This window comes from Streptomyces sp. NPDC046712, assembly GCF_040645695.1.
Taxonomy (GTDB): Bacteria; Actinomycetota; Actinomycetes; order Streptomycetales; family Streptomycetaceae; genus Streptomyces.
The window spans coordinates 1-25915 of the sequence record NZ_JBEYYW010000040.1; the positions used below are offsets into that span (position 1 = coordinate 1).

A 25915-nucleotide genomic window follows, 5' to 3' on the forward strand; every position below is an offset into this window, starting at 1 on the left:
GGCGTCCTGGTGGTGGTGTCGCTCGTAGGCGAGGGGGGGGGCATCACGTCGCGGCAGGATGTGCTGCGCGTCGCGATGATGTCGGCCGAAGTCCGGGTGGGCGCGCGCGACGCCCGCCCGGACGGCGGGCCGCTGCGCGTCGGTCACGTGAGTGCCCGCTGCGGCAGCGCTCCTATGAAGCGTTCGAAGGAGCCCCGCTCGGTCCGGCCGTCCTCGAAGACGGCGTCGAAGCCCGCGGCGACGAGCTCCTCGATGTGCGCGTCGTCCTCACCGCCGGAGATGCCCAGCTTGCCGCCGATCACCATCGGGGTCCCCGCCAGGGCGGGCACGGCGCGGAGCTTGCGGATCACGCGGAGCCCGTCCTGGTAGCCGTGCCCGTTGACGCTGCTGATGACCACCAGGGCCGGGTTGTGCTCCCGGATCTCGGATTCCAGGAGTTCGTCGGGGACGGTCGGCCCGAGGTTGACGACGTCGTAGCCGAGCTCCTCGATGAGCAGCTGCAGGAAGACCAGGTTCCAGGTGTGGGCGTCCGAGGAGAGGCCGCTGACGACGACCGTCTCGCGCCGGGCGCCGGCGGGCAGTCCGCCGGTGGCGACGGGGGTGCTGTCGGAAAGGATCGTGTCTCGGAGGCTCATACGGTGGTCCTGATGTGCTCGATACGGGAGACGGAGACGACGTCGTCGCCGCGGACGACGGCTTCGACGGGGGCGGGCCTGCCGAGGAACATCAGAAGGCTCGACGTGGGGCCGTAGGCGCCGGCGTTGGGGATCTCGATCACGTCGCCGCCGTCGAGGGGCGGCAGCTTGACGTCCCTGCCGAGGACGTCGCCCGGCGTGCACAGCGGGCCGACGAGGCTGGCCTTGCGCCAGTCGCCGGTGTCCGCGCCCTCCGGGTCGGGGCTGACCGCGACGGGCAGCAGCCGGCCGATGCCGGACATGCCGCCGAAGGTGTTGATGCCGGCGTCGAGGATGACGAACGTACGGCCGCGGCTCTCCTTGATGTTGACGACTCCGGCGAGGAGGGAGCCGCTGTCGCCGACGAGGTAGCGGCCCGATTCGCAGGCCACGGTGGGGAATCCCTGGCGCCAACGGGGGAAGTGCTCGTCGAGCGCCTCCTGAAGGGCGGCGCGCAGCCGGGTGTAGACGGGGCGCTGTCCGGGGACGGCGTAGGGCGCGGAGAATCCGCCGCCGATGTCGAGGAAGCGCGGTTCGATGCCGGTCTCGGCGAACATGGCCGCGGCGACGGCGATGGTGTTGCGGAACTCGCCGATGAGCGCGTCCTCGTCGCGGGCGTTGCTCAGGGGGAAGAAGTGGGCGCCGGCGAGGCGTACGCCTTCCACGGCCCGCAGGCCGGGCATCAGGTCGGCGAGGGTCTCGCTGTCGATGCCGAACTGCGAGGGGGCGCCGGTCATCCGGATGCTGGTGGTGGCGCTCGCGGACACGCTGTTGATACGGAGCAGGGCCTCGGCGACGATGCCGAGCCGGGTCGCCGCTGCGCCGATGTGCTGCAGGTCGGTGAGGGACTCCACGGAGAACATCCGCACGCCCTTGGCGAGTACCTCGTCCAGTTCGCCGTCGGTCTTGCCGGGGCCGGTGTAGAGGCACTCCCCCGCGTCGAATCCGGCGGTCAGGGCGGCGGCCAGTTCGCCGGTGGAGCTGATCTCGGCGCGGCAGGCGCGGTCCGAGCCCTCCCGGAGCGCACGGAGCACTTCCGGGTGGGGGTTGGCCTTCACGGCGCAGAAGAGTTCGAACTCCTCCGGGAGCGCGGCGAAGAGGTCGTCCCTGGCCGCCTCGACCCGGTCGAGGTCGTAGACGTAGAGCGGAGTGCCGTAGCGCTCCGCGAGGTCCGCGTAACGGGTCACTTCTGGGTCCCCTCGAGAAGCTCGATGAGCTTCTTCCTGTCGTTCTTGCCGTTCTGGGTGAGCGGTATCGCGTCGACCGCGTGGCAGATGGAGGGCACTTTCTGCGCCTCCAGGCGGGCGTTGAGTTCGCGCAGGATCTCGTGCCTGCCGCGCTGCGTCTCGACGAAGAGGACGAGGTCGCGGTCGCCTTCCGGGGGCAGGACGGCGGCGGCGCGCACGCCGTCGATGTCCGTGGCGGCGGACTCGATCTCGACGGTGCTCATGCGGACGCCCTTGCGCTTGAACATGTCGTCGCGCCGGCCCTCGAAGTACAGATAGCCGTCGTCGTCGAGGCGGCCGTAGTCGCCCGTGTGCAGACGGAGCCCGCCGGTGGCGGGGTCGGTGCGGAACGCCTTGGCGGTCTGCTCGGCGTTGCGCCAGTAGCCGGGCATCACGTGCGGGCCGACGGCGACGATCTCGCCGGTCTCGCCGGCCGGCAGGGGGTTGCCCGCCTCGTCCAGGATCAGTACCTCGGTGCCCGGCAGTGGCAGTCCCACGGCGTCCGGCCGCTCGTGCTCCTGGTCCGGTGGCATGACGGTGATGCGCTTGCACTCGGTCTGTCCGTACTGGCGCACGACCTGGCTGCCGGGGAATCGGGCCCGCAGCTCGTCGATGGTGGCCTGGGGCAGTGCGGCGCCGGTGTTGGTGAACAGCCGTACGCGGGGCGCGGGGTCGTCCTCGCGCTCCGCGAGGCGGACGATCATGGCGGCGAGCGACGGCACGATCGGCACGATGGTGGCTCCGGTCTCCCGGATGCGGCGCAGCAGCACGAGGTCGGAGGCGCCGTCGGCGAGCACGATCTCGGATCGGCCGATGACGGAGAGCAGCACCTTGTACAGGCCGTAGTCCCAGGAGATCGGGAAGCGGCAGAAGACGACGTCGTCCGGGCGGTAGCCGATGACGTTCTCGATGGCCGCGGAGGCGAAGGTGATCTGGGAGTGGGGGCAGATCACGGCCTTGGGGGCGGCGGTCGATCCGGAGGTGTAGACGAGGACCGCCACGTCGTCCGGTTCGACAGGGGTGTACGGGGCGCGGGAGTCGGTGTCGGCGTGCTTGCGGACCTCGACCAGGACGGAGTCCTGGTCGCGGACGACGGCTCCGGTCAGGGCGCCGACGGTCTCCAGGGAGGCGGGGCTCACCAGGACGAGCGACGGTTCGGCGTTCTTGAGGACGGGGGCGAGGTGGAAGGTCTTCATCCCGGGGTTGAGGGGGACGAAGACGACACCGAGCATGGCCGCGCCGAAGAACATGGCGACCAGCTCCCGTGTGGTGGGGAGTTGGACGACCAGCCGGTCGCCGCGCCCGAGGCCCTGGTCCGACAGCCAGGACGCGAACGCCTGGGCAGCGGCCTCGAGCTCGGCGTAGGTCCACGTTCCCGAGGCGTCGGTGACCGCCTTCGACGCTGCCGAGTCGGCCGCCGCTTCGGCCAGCAGTTCGTGAACGAGTCTGGTGCGGGACGAATTCGCCGTACCGGCTGCCGCGCCGGTTATTCGGTCCCCGACGGAAAGGGGGTCCAAGGCCATTCTCCTGTCGCCGGCTCCGAGGTTCGTACCGGCTATTTCACCGGTACGAACCTCGAATGGAGGGGATTCAAATCCCTGGCAACGTTAGTCGGAGCCGACCCTGCCGTCCCACCCCTAGTTCCCCCTATTGCCGCCGCGTACTCAGCGGTCGGCAATCAGGGCTGCCGCGGCACGATTCCGCAGTTCCTTGCGATCGACTTTCCGGTTGGCATTCAGGGGCAATTCATCGAGATGTACATATCGCTTGGGCAGGAGCCCCCGCGGTAGGACCTCGCCCAGCTGCTTGGCGAACGCGGACGGGCGCACGGGCTCGGGTCCGGTGTAGTAGACGACGAGCTGGGTGCCGTCGTCGGTGACGGCGTCGACGGTGACGGCCTCGGTGACGCCGTCGACGCCGGCGAGCGCGTGGTCGATCTCGGCGAGTTCGACCCGCCAGCCCTGGAGCTGCACCTGTGCGTCCATGCGGCCCAGGTAGGCGAGTTGCGGGTCCGAGGCGTCGCCGACGCGCCGGACGCGGTCGCCGGTGCGGTACCAGGTGCGGCCGTCCCGTTCCAGGAAGCGGCCGGCGTCGTCCCCGGGGTCGAGGTAGCCGGGCGCCATCTGCGGGCCCGTGATGCACAGTTCGCCCTCGTCGGCGACCGCCCGGTCGTGGGCGTCGAGGAGGAGCTGGTCGTGACCTTCGTGGATCGTGCCGATGGGGACGACGCCGTTGACGGAGAGGCCCGGTGAGACCTCGGGATCCCAGCGGTGGGCGGCGATGGTGACGGTGAACTCGGTCGGGCCGTAGAGGTTCTCCAGCGTCGAGCCGGGCGCCGCGCGCTGCCAGTCCTGCGCGTCCTGGCACTTGAGCGCCTCGCCGGCGAAGAAGCTCCAGCGCAGGCCGGGCATGGCCGCGGGGGCGAGTGCGCCGGTACGCCGAGCCAGGGAGATTGCGCTCGGTGTGGAGAACCAGACGGTGACGCCGTGTTCGGCCAGGTGCCGGGGCAGGTCGCGGTATCCCTGCGGAGGGATCCAGTGCGCGGTCGCGCCGGCCCCCCAGGCGCAGAAGAGGTCGAACAGCGAGCAGTCGAAGTTCAGGTCGAACGTCTGGGAGAGGACGTCGTCGGGCGTGAAGTCGTAGCGCCGGTCCAGCAGCTCGAAGTAGTGGTGCGTGTTGCCGTGGGTGAGGGGCACGCCCTTGGGCCGGCCGGTGGAGCCGGAGGTGAACAGCATGTAGGCGGTGTCCTGCGGGAGCACGGGTCGCGGCGCGTCGAGTGCGTGGCGGTCCCGTACGTCGACGCGGCGCAGCCCGGCGCCGAGGACGGTGTTCTCCTCCGGGACGAGCACCGGGACGTGGCTGCCGGGCCCGAGCAGTCCGGGCAGCGCGGCGCTGCCCGGGCCGTCCGCGACGACCGCGGAGAGCGGCGCGGCCTCCAGCATCGCCTTGGTGCGGGCCTGCGGGAAGTCGGGGCGGAGCGGCACGACGGCGGCGCCCGCGTAGAGCGCCGCGAGGATGCCGGTGTAGGCGGTGGCGCCCTTGGCGGCGAGGACGCCGACGGTCGTGGGCTTCCCATCGGCCGCCGCGAGCAGCGAACCGGCCCAGCGCAGGGCGCGTTCGTGGGTCTGCTCGTACGTGAGGGTCTCGGCGCCCGCGCGGAAGGCGGCGCCCCGTGGGGCGGCCGCCAGTCCGCGCAGGAACCGACCCGCGAGTGCGGGATCGGACGGACCGCCCATCAGGCGGCCTGGTGGATCAGCGCCGACAGCGCGGCCCAGAGGACGGCCGGTGTCTGGAAGGTCTCCAGGCTCAGGGCCTCGTCCTGGAAGTGCACGTCGTAGGCGCGCTCCAGCGCGGCCAGCAGTTCGACGGTGCCCAGGGAGTCGAGGCCGACGTCACGCAGCGGGGTGTCGGGGGCGAGCTGCTCGTCCTCGCCCATGAAGGGCAGATAGCCGCGGAGTGTCTCTTCGAATGTCTCGTCCCACATGAGGGGCTCCCTGCTCTGGTGGTGGTGTGGTTGGAAGGGAATTGCGGTGGTCGTGCGAGAGGTCGTGCGGTGCCCGGCGCTACGCCTGCCGGGCCGTGGCCGCGGTGCGCCTGGGGCGTGAGCGGGGGCGCATGGCGACGGCGGGGGACGCCGGCACGACCTCGAAGGTCTCGCGCGTCACGGGGACCCGCCCGAAGAGGGCGTCGGGGCCCGCCACGCACACCGTGCGCACGCCCAGCGCCTTCAGCGAGGAGACGACGGAGGGCCAGTTCATGGGCGTGACGAAGCTGTCGAGGAGCATCGTGCGCACCCCCTCGGCCGTGGTCAGCACGGCGCCGTCCTGGTCGGCGACGACGGGCAGCCGCGGGTCGTGGAAGTCCAGGCCGGAGAAGACCTCCTTCTCGACCTTGGCCCGCAGCGGGCCGAACGCCGTGCAGTGCACGGGCGGCCGCATGGTGTACAGCGACATGCCGCCCCGGGACCGCAGCATGGGCAGGAACCATTCCAGGCTGGACTCGCGCATCGACACCATGTGGAAGTCGTGGTCCACGTGGCAGGACACCTCGTGGAACTCGCCGCGCGCGTCGAACTCGGCGAACAGTTCGGCCAGTTTGTCCGCCGGCGTCCGCAGGAAGGAATGCGTCACCACGTCCTGGTGCGCGGTACGGAAGTAGTCCTCCATGCACCGGGCCCCTTCGGCCGTCATCCGGACGGCGTCCTCGAAGGACAGCGCACCGGTGTACGCGGCCAGGGCCTTCTCCCCGAAACTGGGGCCGGTGCACACCTCGGGGACGAACCCGAGCGTGTCGGCGGCCCAGCGGGCGGACGCGAGGCAGTTGACGAGAAAGGCGACCTGCGCGGCCTCCGAGTAGTCCCCGCCGTCCTGGTCGTCGCGGAACCGGTCGATCAGGTGGTAGCCGAGGACGTCGTCCGCCCGCGCGGCGAACTCCCGCGCCGCGGGGTTGATCAGCATGAACTTTCCCACCTCCGCGAAGGGTGAGGCGCTCATGCCGGGAAAGACGATCGCGTTCTCCGCGCGGATCGCGGTGCTCATGGACGTACCTTTCGTTTCTCGGGGCCCGGACGGCGCGCTCACCAGCTCACCCACAGGCTGCGGGGGCTGCGCACCAGCCCCGGTCGCCAGGGCACGTCGGCCGGGTCGCCGGCCAGGGCGAGCCCGGGGAAGCGCCGTACAAGGGCCATGAGCGTCATCTGCAGCTCCGTCCGGGCCAGCTGGGAGCCGAGGCAGTGGTGCACGCCGTGTCCGAAGGAGACGTGCGGGTTGTGTACGCGCGTGATGTCCAGGTGCTCCGGATCGGCGAAGACCTCCGGGTCGCGGTTGGCCGACGCGAGGGACGGCAGCACGTACTCGCCCGCCCGCACCGTCACGTCTCTGAACCGGACGTCCTCGGTGGCGTACCGGGGGAAGAGCGAGACGGTGTGGAAGGGGATCCAGCGCAGCAGTTCCTCCACGGCCCGGGGCACGAGGCCGGGTTCGCGGCGCAGCAGGTCGAACTGGTCGGGGTGGGTGAGGAGCGCGTACACGAAGTTGGGGATCTGGGAGGCGGTGGTCTCCGCTCCCTTGGTGATCAGTCCGACGACCTGGGTGGTGAGTTCCTCGTCCGTGCATCGCGTTCCCTCGTCCCAGCTCTCCGCCAGGAGGCTCACGAGATCGGGGGCAGGGTGCGCGCGCCGGGCGGCGACGAGCTCCTCCACGTACGCGAACAGCGCCTCGTACGCCCGGCGCGCCCTCCCCCCGTCGTCCTCGGCGGTGGACATCAGGTCCTGCGACCAGCCTCTGATCCTGAGGTGGTCCTCGGCCGGGAGGCCCAGCAGGCGGCCGATGACGGCGGCCGGAATCTGGAAGGCCAGCGAGTCGACCAGGTCGAACGCGCGCTGCCCCTCGGACCGTCCGGCCACCTCGTCGACCAGGGCGGCGACGGCCTGCTCGGTGTCCTGCCGCATCACCTGGGCGCGGCGGTCCGTGAAGACGTTCGCCGTGATCTTCCGGGTACGGGCGTGGCCGGGAGGATCCATGCCGAGCAGCCCGGTTCCGGAGGCGTCGTCCTTCCGTAGCCGGGGAGGGTCTCCGGCGATCGCACGACGCCTGCTGAAGCGGGGATCGCTCAGCAGCAGGCGTACGTCGTCGTAGCGGGTGACGAGCCAGGAGTCCTCACCGTACGGCAGCCGGACCCGGCTGAGCGGTTCCTCGGTGCGAAGCTCCGCGTAGGTGGGATCGAGGGCCAGTGCCTCGGACGGACCGAAGGGGTAGCTGCGGATCCGCCGGCCGTAGGTCATCCCCCCTCCGCTTCCGCGAGCAGCCCGTCGAGATAGCCGAGCACGATCTCCTTGAACCGCTCGGGCTCCTCCAGGTGCGGAAGGTGGCTGGAGTTCTCCAGGATCTCCCACCTCACCTCGGGGATGTGGTCGAAGTACGGCTGCACGGTCGCGGGGGTCGCCTCGTCGTGCCGGCCGGTCAGCAGCAGCGTGGGCACCTCGATCCGGTGCACCTCGTCGGCGACCGACCAGTCCTTGAGGGTGCCGATCACATGGAACTCGTTGGGACCGTTCATGGTGTAGTACACGGTCGGGTCGTCGTAGATCTCCATGAAGGAGGCGACGAAGTCCCGGGGCCAGGGCACGACGCGGCAGACGTGCCGGTCGTAGAAGACCCGCATCGCCGTGAAGTACTCCTCGCTGTCCGTCGTCCCCGCGGCCTCGTGCCGGCGCAGCGTCTCCTGGACGTCCTGGGGCAGCCCGGCCCGCAGGACCTCCATCTCCTGGAGCCACAGGACATAGGACGCAGGGGCGTTGGCGATCACCAGTCCGCGCAGCCCCGACGGCCGCTCGGCGGCGTGCGCCGCGCCGAGGATGCCTCCCCACGACTGGCCGAACAGGATGTAGTTGTCGGCCACGCCCAGCTCGCGGAGCAGGTTGTCCAGTTCGTCCTTGAAGAGCTGGACGGTCCAGAAGTCCTCGCCCCGGTCGGGAAGGTGCGTGGAGCCGCCGTTCCCGAGCTGGTCGTAGTGGATCACCGGCCAGCCGGCGTCGGTCAGTTCGGTGAGGGCCAGCAGATAGTCGTGGGTGCTGCCGGGGCCGCCGTGCAGCACCACGACGGCCGGCCGGTCGGCGCCGAGATCTCCGGTCACGCGATACCAGGTCTTGTATTCACCGAAAGAAACAATGCCCTTGGCACTCGGCGGTCTTGACATCATCGATTCCTCTCAGAATTGTCCGGAAGTCGTCCGAATCCGGACCGTGCAGCCGAGTTCACAGGGGTTGAATTCTCCGTATCAACGGCGCATGACAAGGGAGTTGAGTTTCATGGCACGGTATACGTCCACCCCACCCCCGTAGACCCCTAATCGGCCCCTACGAACCCCTGACCACGGCGATTCCGCGGCCGTCGGCAGTTTCAGGCGCAGGTCGCCCGGACCCATTCCTCGACGACCTCGGCCGCCTCCACCGCGTTGTTCTCGATGATGGTGAAATGGGTTCCCGGCACCTCGGCGAGGTGGTGCGCCGTCGGCCAGTGCGCCCGCCAGTCGCCCTCGCCGGGGTCCGGCGTGGCGACGAACGAGTCCGTGGGCCTGACGAACAGCACGGGCGTCTTCATCTCCTCGGGCCGCAGCCCGCCGATCAGTTCGACGTACCGTCCCATGGCGCCGAGCCGGGTGACGTTGAACCCGCCGAAGTCGTCCTCCCGGTCGAACATGCCGGCCATCATCTGGCCCCAGAAACCGGTCGACGCGTTGTCGTCGTCGCCCGTGTTCGGCAAGTAGGAGTCGAGCAGGACGACACCCGCGGCGGGGGTGCCGGCGCGCTCCAGGTGCTCGGCGGCGGCGTGGGCGAACTGACCGCCCGAGGAGTAGCCGACGATCACGAACGGCTCACCGTCGGCCGCCCGCGCGATGTGCGCCGCGAACGCCTCGACCGCCGCCGGAACCGTCGCCGGAAGACGATCCGCCGGATGGAAGCCGAGGACGGGCAGGGCGATCACGTCGCGCACCTCCCGGAAGCGGGCGGCGAACCGCGCGTACTGCTGCGCGCCACCCATGGCCATCGGCGACGGCAGGCACACCAGCCGGGGACCCCGCGGCCCGCGCGCCAGCCGGACGGGCTCGGGGAACACGGTGCCCGAGCCGCCCTCGGCCGAGGCAGACTCCTCCAGTTCGGCCAGCGAATGGAACCAGGGACGGATGTGTCCCGCGGCCTTCAGGAGCCGGATGCCGCCCGGCAGATTGCTGGTCAGGATCGCCTGCCGGAACAGTCCGCGGAAGGTCTCGGGGGTCTCCCCGTCCCGGTCCGCGCCCGCGGCCGGCCGCCCGCTCCCTCCGGCGGATTGGGCGAGCCGCTCCCGAAGGTACGCCGCCAGCGCCGCCGGGGTGCGGTGGTCGAACAGCGCGCTGGTCGCCAGGTCGGCTCCGGTCGCCTTGTTCACCAGGTTGCGGATCTCCATCGCCGACAGCGAGTCGACCCCCGCCTCCAGGAAGTCCCGGTCGGGCTCCGCCTCCTCGGCGGACGCGTAGCCGAGGACCACCGCGGTACGCGTGAGGACGAGGTCGAGCAGGATCCGTTCCCGCTCGGCCTCGGGCAGCGCCGCGAAACCGTCGGGCAGCCCGCCGGGCGTGTCCGCCCGCCTCGCCCGCCGCGCCGGCACCCGCACCAGTTCGCGCAGCAGCGCGGGCACCTCGACCACGTCCGCACGGGCCCGGATGGGCGCCGTGTCGAGCCGTACGGGCAGCAGGGCGGCCCGCTCGGAACGCAGGGCCTCGGTGAAGAGCGCGAGCCCCTCGTCGCCCGAGAGCGCGAGGATGCCGGAGGCCGCGAGGCGCTGCCGTTCGGCGTCTCCGATCGACTCGGCCATGCCGTCCCCGGCGGTCCACAGGCCCCAGCCGAGCGAGACGGCGGGCAGACCCGCGGCCCTGCGCCGCTGCGCCAGGGCGTCCAGAAACGCGTTGGCCGCCGCGTAGTTGCCCTGACCCGCACTCCCCAGCGTGCCCGCCAGGGAGGAGAACAGGACGAAGGCGGAAAGGTCGCTGCCACGCGTGAGCTCGTCCAGGAGCACCGCGGCGTCCGTCTTCGGGCGCAGGACTCGCGCCAGGCGCTCGGGGGTCAGGGAGGTGAGCGTCCCGTCGTCCAGGACTCCGGCCGTGTGCACGACCGCCGTCAGCGGACGGTCGGACGGCACGGCCCCGAGGAGCCGCGACAGCGCCGCCCGGTCGGCCACGTCGCAGGCGGCGACCGTCACGGTCTTGGCCCCCGCGTCGGCGAGCGTCCTGGTCAACTCGCTTACCCCTGGCGCCTGTTCGCCACGCCTGCTGACGAGGAGCAGATGGCGCGCTCCATGGTGCTCGACCAGGTGACGTGCCACGACGCTGCCGAGTCCACCGGTGCCTCCGGTGATCAGAACGGTGCCCTCGGGGTCGACGGCGATCGCCCCGGTCCCGTCCTCCGACCCGGTGTCGGGTGCGGACCCACTGCTCCCTTCGGGCCTGGTCGCCTTACGCAGCCGCGGGACCAGCAGCCGGCCGGCGCGGACGGCCACCTCGGGCTCGTCGAGGTCTGCCGCGGCGGCGAGCGTCTCCAGGGAGAGCCCCGCGCCGTCCGTGCCGACGTCGACCGTGGTGAACCGGCCCGGGTACTCCTCGTGCGCGGAGCGCAGAAGACCCCAGACGGGCGCTTCCGCGAGTCCGGGCACGGTCTCGTCGGCGGTGACGGCCACCGCCCCTCCCGTGACGACCACCAGATGCGACCCTTCGAGCCGCGCGTCCGCGACCCAGCCCTGCAGCACCTCCAGTGTGTGCCGGGCCGTCGCGTGCGCGTGTTCCGTGAGGCCGGGGGTGGCGGGGGTGGGGGTGCCGGGGGTGGGGGTACTGGTGCCGGTGGGGGTGGTGGTGCCGGCGGACGCGGTCGGTCCGGTCACGGCGGTCGGGTGCGGGACGGGCTGACGCAGAACGACGACCTCGGGCGCGTCCTGGCCCGCGTCGAGGCGCTCGACGAGGGCGGCGAAGCCGTCGTACACCGTCACCTGGTGGTCGAAGCCCGTTCCGCCGCCGCCCAGCACGGCCCACCGGGACGCGTCGGGGGCGGTGGCGGTAACGGCACCCGGAACCGGGACCCAGTCCACCTGGAACAGCGCTTCGGACAGTACGCTCCGCGCCGCGAGCTGCTCGGCCGGCAACGGACGCACCACGAGCGAACCCACGGACGCCACCGGGTGCCCCGCCTCGTCGGCGAGGTCGAGCGCCACCGCCCCCTGTGTCCCCGTCCCGTCCGCCGCCCCGGCCGTCCGTACGCGTACACGCAGAGCGGTCGCGCCGGTCGCGAACACCTCGACGTCCGTCCACGCGAAGGGCAGCCCGCCCTCGCCCACGGAGCCGGACAGGCTCACCGCGTGCAGGGCCGCGTCGAGGAGCGCGGGATGAATCCCGAACGACTCGGCGTCACCGTAGGCGCTCTCGGGGAGCTCGACCTCGGCGAACACCTCCCCGTCGGCCGTCCAGGCGGCCGTCAGCCCCTGGAAGACGGGCCCGTACTCCAGGCCGGCCGCGGCCAGATCCGTGTACACCGCGTCCACGTCGACGGGTCGGGCGCCGTACGGCGGCCAGGCGGACAGGTCGAACGCCGACGCCGACGTGGCGCGGCTCTCCCCCACCGTTCCGGTCGCGTGGAGCGTCCACTCCGTCCCCTCCACCGCACCGGCAGCCCGCGCGTACACCCGGACCTCGCGCTCGCCGCGCTCGTCCTCCGCGGCGACCACGGCCTGCAGGACGACGGCCCCACGCTCCGGCAGGACGAGCGGTGCCGTGAGGACCAGCTCACCGATCCGTTCGCAGCCGACCTGCCGGCCCGCGCGCAGCACGAGATCGCTGAAGGCCGCACCCGGCAGGATCACCGCGCCGGAGACGGTGTGGTCCGCCAGCCAGGGGTACCTGTCGAGCCCGATCCGCCCTGTGAGGACGAACCCCCCGGAGTCGGGAAGCTCGACACCCGCCCGCAGGAAGGGGTGCCCGGCGTCCACCTGGCCGAGGGCAGCGGTGTCACCTGCGTCATGGCCCGCATCGAGCCAGTGGCGCTCGCGCTGGAAGGCGTAGGTGGGCAGGTCGACGCGCTGAGCGCCGGTGCCGGTGAACAGGGCCGACCAGTCGACATCGACGCCGGCTTCGAAGACCGCACCGAGGGCGGTGAGGAAGGTGGTGGGTTCGTCGCGGTCGCGGCGGAGGACCGGGGTGAGGACCGCGTTCTCGGGCTTGTCCAGGCACCCGTGGGCCATCGCCGACAGGACACCGTCCGGGCCGAGTTCGAGGTACGTCGTCACACCCGCCGATTCGAGAGCGCGGATACCGTCCGCGAAGCGGACCGGCTGACGGACATGACGCACCCAGTACTCCGGGTCGGTCAGATCCGATGCCTGAGCGAGCTGGCCGGTCACGTTCGACACCATCGCGAGACGCGGCTCGGAGAACGACAGGCCCCGCACGACCTGCCGGAACTCCTCCAGCATCGGATCCATCAACGGCGAGTGGAACGCATGCGACACCGCGAGCTGCTGCGCCGAGACGCCACGAGCCTCCAAGGTCGCAACGACATCGTCCACGGCGCTCGCCGCACCCGAGATCACCACCGACGACGGCCCATTGACCGCAGCCACACCCACCTCGGCCTCACGACCGGCGAGTAGAGGGAGTACGTCGGCCTCGCTCGCCCGCACCGCGACCATCACACCGCCGGCAGGCAGAGCCTGCATCAACCGACCCCGCGCCACCACCATCCGGCACGCGTCTTCGAGCGAGAACACTCCCGCCACATGTGCGGCCGCGATCTCACCGACCGAGTGGCCGGCGAGATGGTCAGGCCGGACCCCGAGAGACTCGACCAGACGGAAGAGCGCGACCTCGACGGCGAAGAGAGCCGACTGGGTGTAGACGGTCTGGTTCAGCAGCCCCTCGGCGCCCTCCCCCGCGATCACCTCACGCAGCGGACGCTCAAAGACCCCCTGCCCGTCCAGCAGCCCGCACACCTCGTCCAAAGCCTCAGCGAACACCGGGAACGCCGCAGCAAGACCCGCAGCCATCCCCACCCGCTGCGACCCCTGCCCCGTGAACAAGAACGCCGACTTGCTTCCCGTGCGGGCGGCACGCGGGGCGTTCTCCCCTCGGCTCACGGCTTCGAGGCGAGCCCGGAGCTCGTCCCCGTCGGCACCGAGCACCACAGTGCGGTGCTCCAGGACGGCCCGCGACTTGATCAGGGAGAAGCCCACGTCGGTCAGGGAGTGGCCCGCGCCACGGCCGGTCGTGTGGTCGACCAGTCGCCGGGCTTGCGCGCGCAGCGCCTCGGCCGTACGCCCCGACACCACCCACGGCACCGGAACACCCGACGGCCAGCCCACACCCGTCGCCTCAGACGTACCAGCCTCGACCGCAGGAGCCTGCTCAAGAATCACGTGAGCGTTCGTGCCGCTGATGCCGAACGACGACACACCCGCACGACGCGGAGCACCATCAGCCGTCTCCCACGCACGCGACTCCGTCAGCAGCTCAACCTCGCCCGCCGACCAGTCCACGTGCGACGACGGCTCGTCGACATGCAGCGTCGTCGGTAACAGGCCATGCCGCATCGCCTGAACCATCTTGATGACGCCGGCGACACCGGCTGCGGCCTGCGTGTGACCCAGGTTCGACTTGATCGAACCCAGCCACAACGGGCGGTCCGCACTGCGGTCCTGGCCGTACGTCGCGAGGAGCGCGTCGGCTTCGATCGGGTCACCCAGTGTCGTGCCCGTCCCGTGTGCCTCGACGGCATCGACGTCCGAAGCGGAGAGCCCCGCGTTGGCGAGGGCGGCGCGGATCACGCGCTGCTGCGACGGGCCGTTCGGCGCCGTCAGACCGTTGCTCGCGCCGTCCTGGTTCACCGCCGAACCACGCACGACCGCCAGGACCTGATGGCCCTTGGCCCGAGCGTCCGACAGACGCTCGACAAGCAGCACACCCACACCCTCGGCGAAGCCGGTGCCGTCGGCTCCGTCGGCGAACGCCTTGCAACGGCCGTCGGGCGCCAGGCCGCGCTGACGGCTGAACTCCACGAACGTACCCGGTGTCGCCATGACGGTGACGCCGCCGGCGAGCGCGAGGTCGCACTCGCCACGACGCAGCGCCTGCACCGCGAGGTGCAGGGCGACCAGCGACGACGAGCACGCCGTGTCCACCGACACTGCCGGCCCCTCCAGCCCGAAGGTGTAGGACACGCGGCCGGAGACGATGTTCCCGCTGCCGAAGCTGTTCGGGTAGTCGTGGTACATCACGCCGGAGTAGACGCCGGTCCTGGTGCCGCGCAGCGTCGCCGGCGGAATACCGGCGTGCTCCATGGCTTCCCACGACGCCTCCAGCATGAGCCGCTGCTGCGGGTCGAGCCCGGCCACCTCACGCAGGCCGATGCCGAAGAACTTGGCGTCGAAGTCCCCCGCGTCGTGCAGGAATCCGCCGTCCGTGCTGTACGTGGTGCCGGTCCGCTCACCTGCCGGGTCGTAGAGGCGGGCGAGGTCCCAGCCGCGGTCGTCGGGGAACGGGGTGATGCCGTCCTTGCCGTCGCGGACGAACTCCCACAGTTCGTCGGGGTCCGCCGCACCGCCCGGGAACCGGCAGGCCATGCCCACGATGGCGATCGGTTCGCGTGTGGCCGACACGAGCTTGCGGTTCTGCTCCCGTAGCCGCTCGGTCTCCTTGAGCGAGGAGCGCAGCGCCTCGACGAGCTTCGTTTCGTTCTGGGCCATGGTGGACTAGGCCTCCCGCGTCGTGTCGTTGAGCGCCATCGAGATGAGGCTCTCGGTGTCCATCTCGTCGATGTCCTCGATGCCGGCCTCCCCGTCGCCCGACGGCTGCCCGTCGGTGTCGTCGAGGCCGGCCAGTTCGAGGAGGCTGTCCATGAGTCCGGACTCCCGGAGCCGGGACAGCGGAATCGTCTGCAGCGCGAGCCGCACCCGGGCCTCCGGGTCGGCGGCGAGCCGGTCCGGGTCCGCCGGGATCTGCGGGGCGAGTTGCTCCCTGAGGTGCCGGGCCAGTACCCGGATGCTGGGGTAGTCGAAGATCAGGCCGGCGGCCAGCCGGAGCCCGGTCTCCTCCCCCATGCGATTGCGGAACTCGACGGACGTCAGCGAGTCGAAGCCGAGTTCGTTGAACGCCCGCTCCGCCTCGATGCCGTCCGCGTCCTTGTGGCCCAGCACCAGTGCGGCCTGGTGGCGCACCAGGGCGACGAGGATCGCCTCCTGCTCGTCCTCGGTGGCGGCTCCGGCGAGGCGTCGCTTCAGCGCGTCGGCGCCGACGGCTTCGCTGCCCACGGCTCGCCGCCGGACAGGCGTCCGTACGAGTCCGCGGAACAGCCCCGGAAGCTCGGCAGCACCTGCCCTGCCCAGGGCCTTGAGGTCCAGTGCCACGGGGACGGAGACAGGAGCGCCCGTGGCCATGGCCGCATCGAAGAGCGCGGTGCCCCGCTCCTCGTGCAGCGGTGCGATGCCCGAGCGGGCGGCTCGCTGCACATCGGCCTCCGACAGGCCGCCGGCCATCCCGCCCGTGGCGTCCGTGCCGTCCGTGCCCCACAGCCCCCAGGCGAGGGAGGCGGCCGGAAGGCCGGCCGCGGCCCGGTACCGGGCCAGGGCGTCCAAGTAGGCGTTGGCCGCCGCGTAGTTGCCCTGTCCGGGGCCGCCGAGAACACCACCCACTGACGAGAAGAGGACGAAGGCCTTCAGCGCGTGTTCCCGGGTCAGCTCGTGCAGATGCCACGCCGCGTCCGCCTTGGGGCGCAGGACGTTGGCCATACGCTCGGGGGTGAGGGAGGCGAGGGTCGCATCGTCGAGGACTCCGGCCGCGTGGACGACACCGGTCAGCGGGTGCGCGTCGGACAGTCCGTCCAGGACCTCTGCCAGGGCTTCGCGGTCGGCGACGTCGACGGACGCGAAGGCGACCGACTCGGCGCCGAGCGCCTCCAGTTCCTTCCGGAGGGCGGGGGCGTTCGGGGCGCCCTCGCCCCGCCGGCTCATCAGGAGCAGGTGCCGCACTCCGTGCCGAGCGACCAGATGCCGTGCGAACACCGGACCGAGACCACCGGTTGCGCCCGTGATGAGCACGGTCCCTTCCGCGTCCCACGGCGACACCGCTTCCGCCTCCGCGGTCTGCCGAGCCCGGACCAGACGCGGCACGTAGACGGCCCCCTCGCGGACCGCGACCTGCTCCTCCCCCGACGTGAGGATCCCGGGAAGCGCGCGCAGGGACGCCTCGTCGTCCAGATCGACGAGGACGATTCGGCCAGGGTTCTCAGCCTGTGCCGAACGGACCAGGCCGCCGACGGCCGCGCCGACCGGATCGGTCTGCGCCCCGCCCTCGGTCCGGCCGGCGGCGCCGGCCTCCACCGCGCCCCTGGTCAGGACGACGAGCCTCGCTGCCGCGAACCGCTCGTCCGCCAGCCATGCCTGGAGCAGTGACAGGACACGATCGATCTCGGCCCGCAGGGCGTCCGGCGACGCGTCGACCGGAGCGGACGCGCCCGCCGTGAAGGCACCTGTCGGCAGAAGCAGTACGTCGGTTCCGTCCTCCACCCCGTCCAGATCCGTCACGGCGACAGCATCCAGCCGGCTCCCGAGGTCGTCGGGACGGGCGGCGAGAACCATCCAGGTGCCGTCCCTGTCGAGGGTCGGCATCGTGGTCTCGACCCAGGCGACCTGGTGGAGGGCGTCGGAAGACGTCCCCGTGCCGGAACCGATCGCGCCGTCCGCAACCGGGCGCAGGGCCAGCGACCCCACGGAGGCCACCGGCCGTCCTTGCGCGTCGGCGACGTCGAGGGCCATCGATCCCTGTCCGGTCGTCGGCCGCAGCCTCACCCGGAGGCGGGTCGCCCCGGTCGCGAAGAGCTCAACGTCGGTCCATGCGAACGGCAGCTCGGCCTGCTCCGCGTTCCGGGCCAGCCCGATGGCGTGCAGGGCCGCGTCCAGGACCGCGGGGTGGAGAGCGAAGCGCTCCTCGCCCTCTGCCACCTCCTCCGGGAGCACGACGTCGGCCAGTACGTCGTCACCGTGCCGCCAGGCGCCCACGAGCCCCTGGAAGGCCGGTCCGTAGATCAGGCCGCCATCGGCGAACCTCTCGTACATGCCGTCCAGCGCGATGGGCTCGGCACCGACCGGGGGCCACACGCCCAGGTGGAACGACGGTTCCGTGTACTCGGCCGAGAGCGCACCCGTCGCATGCCGCGTCCAGGGCACATCGGCGTCCGCGTGCGTCTGCCTGGCGTGGACGGTGAAGCGACGCGTCCCCTCCGGCTCCAGGCCGCCGACCGAGATCTGGACGTCCACCCCACCCTGGTCGGGAACCACGAGCGGCGCCTCCAGCACCAGATCGGCGACACGGCCGCAGCCCACACGCTCGCCCACGTGCAGAGCGAGATCGACGAACCCCGTGCCGGGGAACAACGTGGTCCCGCCGAAGGCGTGATCCGCCAGCCACGGCGTGGCGCGGACGGACAGCCTTCCGGTGAACAGTCCGCCGTCGCCCTCGGCCAGTTCGATCGAGGAGGTGAGGAAGGGGTGCTCGGCAGACCCGCCGGCTACTGGCGTCACTGCGTCGAGCCAGTAGTGCTCGTGCTGGAAGGCGTAGGTGGGCAGGTCGACGCGCTGAGCGCCGGTGCCGGTGAACAGGGCCGACCAGTCGACGTCGACGCCGGCTTCGAAGACCGCGCCGAGGGCGGTGAGGAAGGTGGTGGGTTCGTCGCGGTCGCGGCGGAGGACGGGGGTGAGGAGGGCGTCCTCGGGCCTGTCCAGGCAGGCCTGGGCCATGGCCGACAGGACACCGTCCGGGCCGAGTTCGAGGTACGTCGTCACACCCGCGTCCTCGAGGGTGCGGACTCCGTCCGCGAATCGGACCGGCTGACGGACATGGCGGACCCAGTACTCCGGGTCGGTCAGATCCGATGCCTGAGCGAGCTGGCCGGTCACGTTCGAGACGATCGCGAGACGGGGCTCGGAGAACGACAGGCCCCGCGCGACCTGCCGGAACTCCTCCAGCATCGGATCCATCAACGGCGAGTGGAAGGCGTGCGACACCGACAACGGAATCGCGGCGATTCCCCGATCCGCCAGGACCTCAACCACCTTGTCCACGGGGGTTGCAGCGCCGGAGATGACGACCGACGACGGCCCGTTGACCGCAGCCACACCCACCTCGGCCTCAAGGCCGACAAGGAGGGGCAATACATCGGTTTCGCCCGCCCGGACCGCGACCATCACACCGCCGGCAGGCAGTGCCTGCATGAGACGGCCGCGTGCGACCACCATCCGGCAGGCGTCTTCGAGGGAGAACACCCCGGCCACGTGCGCGGCCGCGATCTCACCCACCGAGTGGCCGGCGAGGTAATCAGGCCGGACACCGAGGGATTCCACCAGACGGAACAGCGCCACCTCGACAGCAAAGAGTGCCGACTGGGTGTACACAGTCTGGTTCAGCAGCCCCTCGGCGCCCTCCCCCGCGATCACCTCACTCAGCGGACGCTCGAACACACCTTGAGCGTCGAGCAGCCCACACACCTCGTCTAGGGCCTCAGCGAAGGCCGGGAACGCCACGGCAAGACCCGCCGCCATCCCCACCCGCTGCGACCCCTGCCCCGTGAACAAGAACGCCGACTTACCCTCAAGCCGCCGACCAGGCTCCACCTCACCCAACTCACCCAACGCCGCACCGAACACCACCGCACGCCGGTCGAACACCGCACGCGACGACGCCAGCGAGAACCCCACGTCCACCGGAGACACCCCGGCCCCCGCCGCCCCGACGAACTCACCCAACCGTGCGACCTGCGCCCGCAACGCCTCATCCGTACGCCCCGACACCACCCACGGCACCGGAACACCCGACGGCCACTCCCGCACACCAGCAGGAACCACAACCTCAGCCGCCGGCGCTTCCTCGAGGATCACGTGAGCGTTCGTGCCGCTGATGCCGAACGACGACACACCCGCACGACGCGGAGCACCGTCCACCGACTCCCACACACGGGACTCGGTCAGCAACTCAACCTCACCCGCCGACCAGTCCACATGCGACGACGGCTCATCGACATGCAGCGTCTTCGGCAGCACCCCATGCCGCATCGCCTGAACCATCTTGATGATCCCCGCGACACCAGCCGCCGCCTGCGTGTGACCCAGGTTCGACTTGATCGAACCCAGCCACAACGGCCGCCCCTCCACACGCTCCTGACCGTACGTCGCGAGCAGCGCCTGTGCCTCGATCGGGTCACCCAGCGTCGTACCCGTCCCGTGCGCCTCGACCACGTCCACATCGGCAGCGGACAGACCCGCGTTCGCCAGCGCGGCGCGAATCACCCGCTGCTGCGAAGGACCGTTCGGCGCCGTGATGCCGTTGCTCGCACCGTCCTGATTCACCGCCGAACCAGCCACCACCGCCAGGACCTGATGTCCCTTGGCCCGAGCATCCGACAGACGCTCGACCAGCAGCACACCCACACCCTCGCCCCACGCCGTACCGTCCGCAGCCTCCGCGAACGCCTTGATACGCCCGTCGGCCGCCAGACCACGCTGACGACTGAACTCGACGAAGACCTCCGGGGTGGCCATGACGGCGACACCACCGACGAGTGCCAGCTCGCACTCGTCCCGCTGGAGTGCCTGGATCGCCCAGTGCAGGGCGACCAGCGACGACGAGCACGCCGTGTCCACCGACACCGCAGGACCCTCGAAGCCGAAGCTGTACGAGATACGACCGGATACGGCGCTGCCCATGGCGTGGCTGGTCGGGTAGTCGTGGTACATCACGCCGGCGAAGACACCGGTTCGGCTGCCCTTGAGGGATGCGGGGTCGATGCCGGCCCGCTCCATCGCCTCCCAGGACGCTTCGAGAAGAAGCCGTTGCTGGGGATCGATGACCAGTGCTTCGTTGGGGCTGATCCGGAAGAACGCGGCATCGAACTCCGCTGCCTCGTGCAGGAATCCGCCCTGGTCGACGTAACTGGTGTCCGGGCGCTCGCGGGTCGGGTCGTGCAGCCGCCGGGTGTCCCAGCCCCGGTCCTCCGGGAACGCGGAGATCGCGTCACGGCCTTCGAGGACAAGGTCCCACAGCTCGTCGGGTGTCGTGACTCCACCGGGGTAGCGGGCGGACATGCCGACGATCACGATCGGGTCGTCGGAGGTCCCGGCCATGGCGCCCGACGTGCCGCGGGAGGCCCGGCTCCGCGCCTCGTCAGGCACATGGTCCGAGCCGACGAGTGCCTCGTGGATGTGGTTCGCGAGTGACGTCGACGACGGGTAGTCGAAGACGAGGGTGGCGGGCAGCCGCAGTCCGGTGGCCGAGTTGAGCGCGTTGCGCAGCTCGACGGCGGAGAGTGAGTCGAAACCCAGCTCGCTGAACGCGCGGTCGGGTTCGATAGCGTCCGGCGAGGTGTGGCCGAGGACGTTCGCGACCTGGGTACGCACGATCTGGAGCAGCAGGTGTTGCTGCTCGGCCCGCTCGAGCCCGGCGAGGCGCCCGGCGAGCGTGCCCGATCCGGAGGTGGCTACGGCCCGCGTCGCCGTACGGCGCGGCGCCGGGACCAGGTCCCGGAACAGCATGTCCAGTGCCTCGCCCTGCGCGCGGAGTGCCGCCATGTCGAGCCGTACGGGTACGAGTGCGGCCTGGCCGGTCCGACGGGCGGAGTCGAAGAGGGCCAGGCCCTCGTCGGCACCTAGCGGAACGACGCCGCCACGCGACATGCGGGACCGGTCGGAGTCGCTCAGTGTTCCGACCATGCCTCCGCCCTCCGCCCAAGGGCCCCAGGCCAGGGCGGTGGCCGGCAGACCCTCGGCCCGTCGCTGCTGCGCGAGGGCGTCCAGGAAGGCGTTGGCGGCGGCGTAGTTCCCCTGGCCCGGGACGCCGAGGGCGCCCGCGGCCGAGGAGAACAGCACGAAGTCGGTCAGGCCGAGTTCCCTGGTCAGCTGGTGGAGATGCCAGGCGGCGTCCACCTTGGGACGCAGGACGGAGTGCACCTGCTCCGGGGTGAGGGAAGCGATGGTTCCGTCGTCGAGAACACCGGCCGCGTGGACGACTCCGGTCAGCGGGCGGTCGTCCGGGATCCCGGCGAGGAGTGCTGTGAGTTCCGTGCGATCCGCGACGTCGCAGGCCTCGATGGTCACGGTCTGCGCGCCGGCGTCCAGGAGTTCGGTGCGCAGGGCGTTCGCGCCGGGGGCGGCGCTGCCCCGACGGCTGGTGAGGAGGAGATGGCGGACGCCGTGTGCCTGGACGAGGTGTCGGGCGAAGAGGGCGCCGAGGCCACCGGTCGCACCCGTGAGCAGCACGGTTCCGTCGTTCGACCACGTCGGCCCGGCCGCCTCGTCGGCGGCGGTGAGACGGGTGAGTCGGGCGGCACGAATCCGGCCGCCGCGAACTGTGAGACGGTCCTCGCCCAGGGCGACGGCTGCGAGCAGTACAGGCGCCGACGCCGTGTCGTCGTCGAGGTCGACCAGAACGATGCGGCCGGGGTTCTCGGCCTGCGCCGAGCGGATCATGCCGCTGACGGCAGCACCGGCCAGGTGAGGGCCGGTTCGAACCGTGTCGCCGTCCACGACGGCGACACCTCGCGTCACGACCACGAGCTTCGAAGCCTCGTAGCGGGGGTCCGCGAGCCAGTCCTGGACGGCGCTGAGTACCCGTACCGTCTCGGTGTGCACGGCTTCGGCGCTGTCGTCCGGAAGGGGCGCGGCCGGATCGTCGGTGACGCAGGCGGGCAGCAGGACGAAATCAGCCGGACCGCCGGCCGGGACGAGCTCGACGCCCAGCTGCTGTCCCCACTCATCGGCGTCGTCGCCGAGGACGGTCCAGGTGCCCTGAGCCGGGGCGACATCGCCCTGGACCGGCGTCCACGAGACCTGGAACAGCGAGTCGTGGTGCGCGGAAGCCGCCTTGATCTGCTCGGCCGAGACAGGACGGACGGCCAGCGACCCGACGGACAGCACGGGGCTGCCCGTCGCATCAGCCATGTCCAGCGCCGCCGCGTCCCGGCCGGGAACGGCCCGCACGCGGACCCTAAGATGCGTGGCACCACCGGCGAACAGTTCGACGTCGGACCACGCGAAGGGCAGTCCTCCCTGCGACACCGCGTCCGACATGCTCACCGCGTGCAGGGCCGCGTCGAAGGCGGCGGGATGCAGGCCGAATGCCGCCGCGTCGCCGTACGCGTCCTCGGGGAGCCGTACCTCGGCGAACACCTCCCCGTCCCGGGTCCAGGCCGCCACCAGACCCCGGAACACCGGGCCGTACGCGAGTCCGCCGGCGGCGAAGTCGTCGTAGACCGTGTCGAGGGCGACGGGTTCGGCACCCGCGGGCGGCCAGACGGCGAAGTCGAACTCGGCTGCGCCGCGGGCGGCGGCGACGACACCGGTGGCGTGGCCGGTCCAGGCCGTCTCGGTGTCGACGTCCGCGCCGCGCGAGTAGAGCCGTACGGCGCGGGTGCCGTCGTCGTTCGGCGCGGAGAGCAGCACGACCACCTGCACGGCGCCACGCTGCGGAAGGACGAGCGGTGCTTCGAGGACCAGGTCCTCCATACGGTCGCAGCCGACCTCCTGGCCCGCGCGCAGCACCATTTCGACCAGGGCTGTGCCCGGTACGACGACGCTGCCGGAGACGACGTGGTCGGCCAGCCATGGATGGCTGACGAGACCGAGTCGCCCGCTCAGCACGATGCCGCCCGAGTCGGGGAGCTCAACGGCGGCGCCCAGTAAGGGGTGGTCGGTCGCTGCAAGTCCGAACGCGGTGGCATCGCCCGCCTCGGCGGACGGGGCGAGCCAGTAGTGCTCGTGCTGGAAGGCGTAGGTGGGCAGGTCGACGCGCCGGACATCGATCCCGGCGAACAGGGCCGCCCAGTCGACGTCGACACCGGCTTCGAAGACCGCGCCGAGGGCGGTGAGGAGGGTGGTGGGTTCGTCACGGTCACGGCGAAGGACGGGTGTGAGGAGGGCGTTCTCGGGCTGGTCCAGGCACCCCTGGGCCATCGCCGACAGGACACCGTCCGGACCGAGTTCGAGATACGTCGTCACACCCGCCGATTCGAGAGCGCGGATACCGTCCGCGAAGCGGACCGGCTGACGGACATGTCGCACCCAGTACTCCGGGTCGGTCAGATCCGATGCCTGAGCGAGCTGGCCGGTCACGTTCGACACGATCGCGAGACGGGGCTCGGAGAACGACAGGCCCCGCACGACCTGCCTGAACTCCTCCAGCATCGGATCCATCAACGGCGAGTGGAAGGCGTGCGACACCGACAACGGAATCGCGGCAATCCCCCGCTCCGCCAGGACCTCAACCACCTTGTCCACCGCCGGCTTGGCGCCGGAGATCACCACCGACGACGGCCCATTGACCGCAGCCACACCCACCTCGGCCTCGCGACCTGCGAGCAGTGGCAGCACATCCGCCTCACTCGCCCGGACCGCGACCATCACACCGCCGGCAGGCAGAGCCTGCATCAACCGACCCCGCGCCACCACCATCCGGCACGCGTCCTCAAGCGAGAGCACTCCCGCCACATGCGCGGCCGCGATCTCACCCACCGAATGACCCGCGAGATAGTCAGGCCGAACACCGAGAGACTCCACCAGACGGAACAGCGCCACCTCGACAGCGAAGAGAGCCGCCTGGGTATAGACGGTCTGATTCAGCAGACCCTCAGCGCCCTCCCCCGCAATCACCTCACGCAGCGGACGCTCGAACACACCTTGCGCGTCCAGCAGCCCACACACCTCGTCCAAAGCCGCCGCAAACACCGGGAACGCCACGGCAAGACCCGTCGCCATCCCCACCCGCTGCGACCCCTGCCCCGTGAACAAGAACGCCGACTTACCCTCAAGCCGCCGACCAGGCTCCACCTCACCCAACGCCGCACCGAACACCACCGCACGCCGGTCGAACACCGCACGCGACGACGCCAGCGAGAACCCCACATCCACCGGAGACACCCCGGCCCCCGCCGCCCCGACGAACTCACCCAAGCGTGCGACCTGCGCCCGCAACGCCTCATCCGTACGCCCCGACACCACCCACGGCACCGGAACACCCGACGGCCACTCCCGCACATCAGGAGCTGCGTCAGGCTCACCCGCCTCCTGGTCCACCCCGGCCTCAGGTGCCTCCTCGAGGATGACGTGAGCGTTCGTGCCGCTCAGGCCGAAGGAGGACACACCCGCACGACGCGGCTGCTCCCCGCGCTCCCAGGGGGTGCGTGCCGTGAGCAGCCGGACATGGCCGGCCGACCAGTCCACGTGCGACGACGGTTCGTCGACATGCAGCGTCTTGGGGAGCACCCCGTGCCGCATCGCCTGAACCATCTTGATGATGCCCGCGACACCAGCCGCCGCCTGCGTGTGACCCAGGTTCGACTTGATCGAACCCAGCCACAACGGGCGGTCGGCACTCCGTCCCTGGCCGTACGTCGCGAGCAGCGCCTGCGCCTCGATCGGGTCACCCAGCGTCGTACCCGTCCCATGCGCCTCGACCACGTCCACATCGGCAGCGGACAGACCCGCATTCGCCAGCGCGGCACGAATCACCCGCTGCTGCGAAGGCCCGTTCGGCGCCGTGATGCCGTTGCTCGCACCGTCCTGATTCACCGCCGAACCACGCACGACCGCCAGGACCTGGTGGCCGTTGCGCTGAGCGTCGGAGAGCCGCTCGACCAGCAGGACGCCGGCGCCCTCGCTCCAGCCGGTGCCGTCGGCCGCGTCGGCGAAGGCCTTGCACCGGCCGTCGGCCGCGAGACCGCGCGCCTTGCCGAAGGCGATGAAGGGGTCAGGGGTCGCCATCACGGTCACGCCACCCGCCAACGCGAGGGAGCATTCTCCGCGTCGCAGGGCCTGCACCGCGAGATGCAGGGCGACCAGCGACGACGAACACGCCGTGTCCACCGAGACCGCAGGACCCTCGAAACCGAAGACGTAGGAGATACGGCCGGACAGGACGGCTCCGTTGGTGCCGGTCGTCATGTAGGCCGCGGACTCCTCCGGCAGTTTCATGCCGAAGTAGGACTGACCGTTCGTTCCGGTGTAGACGCCGACCGGCCCGCCCTTGAGGGTGTCGGGGGATATTCCGGCCCGCTCCATCGCCTCCCATGACGCTTCGAGAAGCAGCCGCTGCTGGGGGTCCATGGCGATGGCCTCGCGCGGGCTGATGCCGAAGAACTCGGCGTCGAACCGGGCGGCACCGTGCAGGAATCCGCCGCTGCGGGTGTATCCGCTCTCGGCCTGGTGGGCATCGTCGTCGTACATGTCGCCGATGTCCCACCCACGGTCCTGGGGGAATTCACCGATGGCATCGGTCTCGTCGAGGACCAGGTTCCAGAGGTCCTCGGGCGACCGCGCATCACCCGGGAAGCGGCAGGCCATCCCTACGATCGCGATCGGCTCCGACTCGATGTCACGCAGCCGCTGCCGCGTCTGGGCCAGGTCGGCAGTCGTCCGCTTGAGATAGTCGAGCAGCTTCTTTTCGTTCCCCATCAGGGCCTCACCA

10 protein-coding genes are annotated in these 25915 nt (G+C 71.1%); all 10 read right to left on the reverse strand.

Features of this window, described 5'->3' with window-relative positions:
* Nucleotides 1-143: 143 nt before the first annotated feature.
* The 10 genes from ABZ939_RS34135 to ABZ939_RS34180 all read right to left on the reverse strand — a co-directional run bounded on the left by ABZ939_RS34135 (nucleotide 144) and on the right by ABZ939_RS34180 (nucleotide 25902).
* Nucleotides 144-635: a cobalamin-dependent protein gene (locus tag ABZ939_RS34135; RefSeq protein ID WP_361864013.1), complete on the reverse strand. Its 492-nt coding sequence runs from the start codon at nucleotides 633-635 to the stop codon at nucleotides 144-146.
* The gene (locus tag ABZ939_RS34140) at nucleotides 632-1861 is read right to left on the reverse strand and encodes a type III PLP-dependent enzyme (RefSeq protein WP_361864015.1); all 1230 of its coding nucleotides are present in this window, start codon (nucleotides 1859-1861) and stop codon (nucleotides 632-634) included. Before ABZ939_RS34140 ends, ABZ939_RS34135 begins: the two co-directional genes overlap by 4 nt.
* The gene (locus tag ABZ939_RS34145) at nucleotides 1858-3333 is read right to left on the reverse strand and encodes an AMP-binding protein (protein WP_361864066.1); all 1476 of its coding nucleotides are present in this window, start codon (nucleotides 3331-3333) and stop codon (nucleotides 1858-1860) included. Before ABZ939_RS34145 ends, ABZ939_RS34140 begins: the two co-directional genes overlap by 4 nt.
* A gap of 231 nt (nucleotides 3334-3564) precedes the next feature.
* Entirely contained in the window at nucleotides 3565-5136 is a 1572-nt protein-coding gene (locus ABZ939_RS34150) for an AMP-binding protein (protein WP_361864017.1), read from the reverse strand.
* A complete protein-coding gene (locus tag ABZ939_RS34155) occupies nucleotides 5136-5384 on the reverse strand; it encodes a phosphopantetheine-binding protein (protein ID WP_361864019.1) in 249 nt (82 codons plus the stop codon). The genes ABZ939_RS34150 and ABZ939_RS34155 overlap by 1 nt, the downstream gene beginning before the upstream one ends.
* A gap of 79 nt (nucleotides 5385-5463) precedes the next feature.
* The gene (locus ABZ939_RS34160; RefSeq protein ID WP_361864021.1) at nucleotides 5464-6438 is read right to left on the reverse strand and encodes an ACP S-malonyltransferase; all 975 of its coding nucleotides are present in this window, start codon (nucleotides 6436-6438) and stop codon (nucleotides 5464-5466) included.
* A 38-nt stretch (nucleotides 6439-6476) separates the two neighbouring features.
* A complete protein-coding gene (locus ABZ939_RS34165) occupies nucleotides 6477-7682 on the reverse strand; it encodes a cytochrome P450 (protein ID WP_361864022.1) in 1206 nt (401 codons plus the stop codon).
* Entirely contained in the window at nucleotides 7679-8596 is a 918-nt protein-coding gene (locus tag ABZ939_RS34170) for a proline iminopeptidase-family hydrolase (protein ID WP_361864068.1), read from the reverse strand. The genes ABZ939_RS34165 and ABZ939_RS34170 overlap by 4 nt, the downstream gene beginning before the upstream one ends.
* Nucleotides 8597-8799: 203 nt before the next feature.
* A complete protein-coding gene (locus ABZ939_RS34175; RefSeq protein ID WP_361864024.1) occupies nucleotides 8800-15156 on the reverse strand; it encodes a type I polyketide synthase in 6357 nt (2118 codons plus the stop codon).
* 6 nt (nucleotides 15157-15162) lie between these two features.
* On the reverse strand, nucleotides 15163-25902 hold the full coding sequence (locus tag ABZ939_RS34180) for a type I polyketide synthase (protein WP_361864026.1): 10740 nt from the start codon (nucleotides 25900-25902) through the stop codon (nucleotides 15163-15165).
* Between the last annotated feature and the right edge of the window lie 13 nt (nucleotides 25903-25915).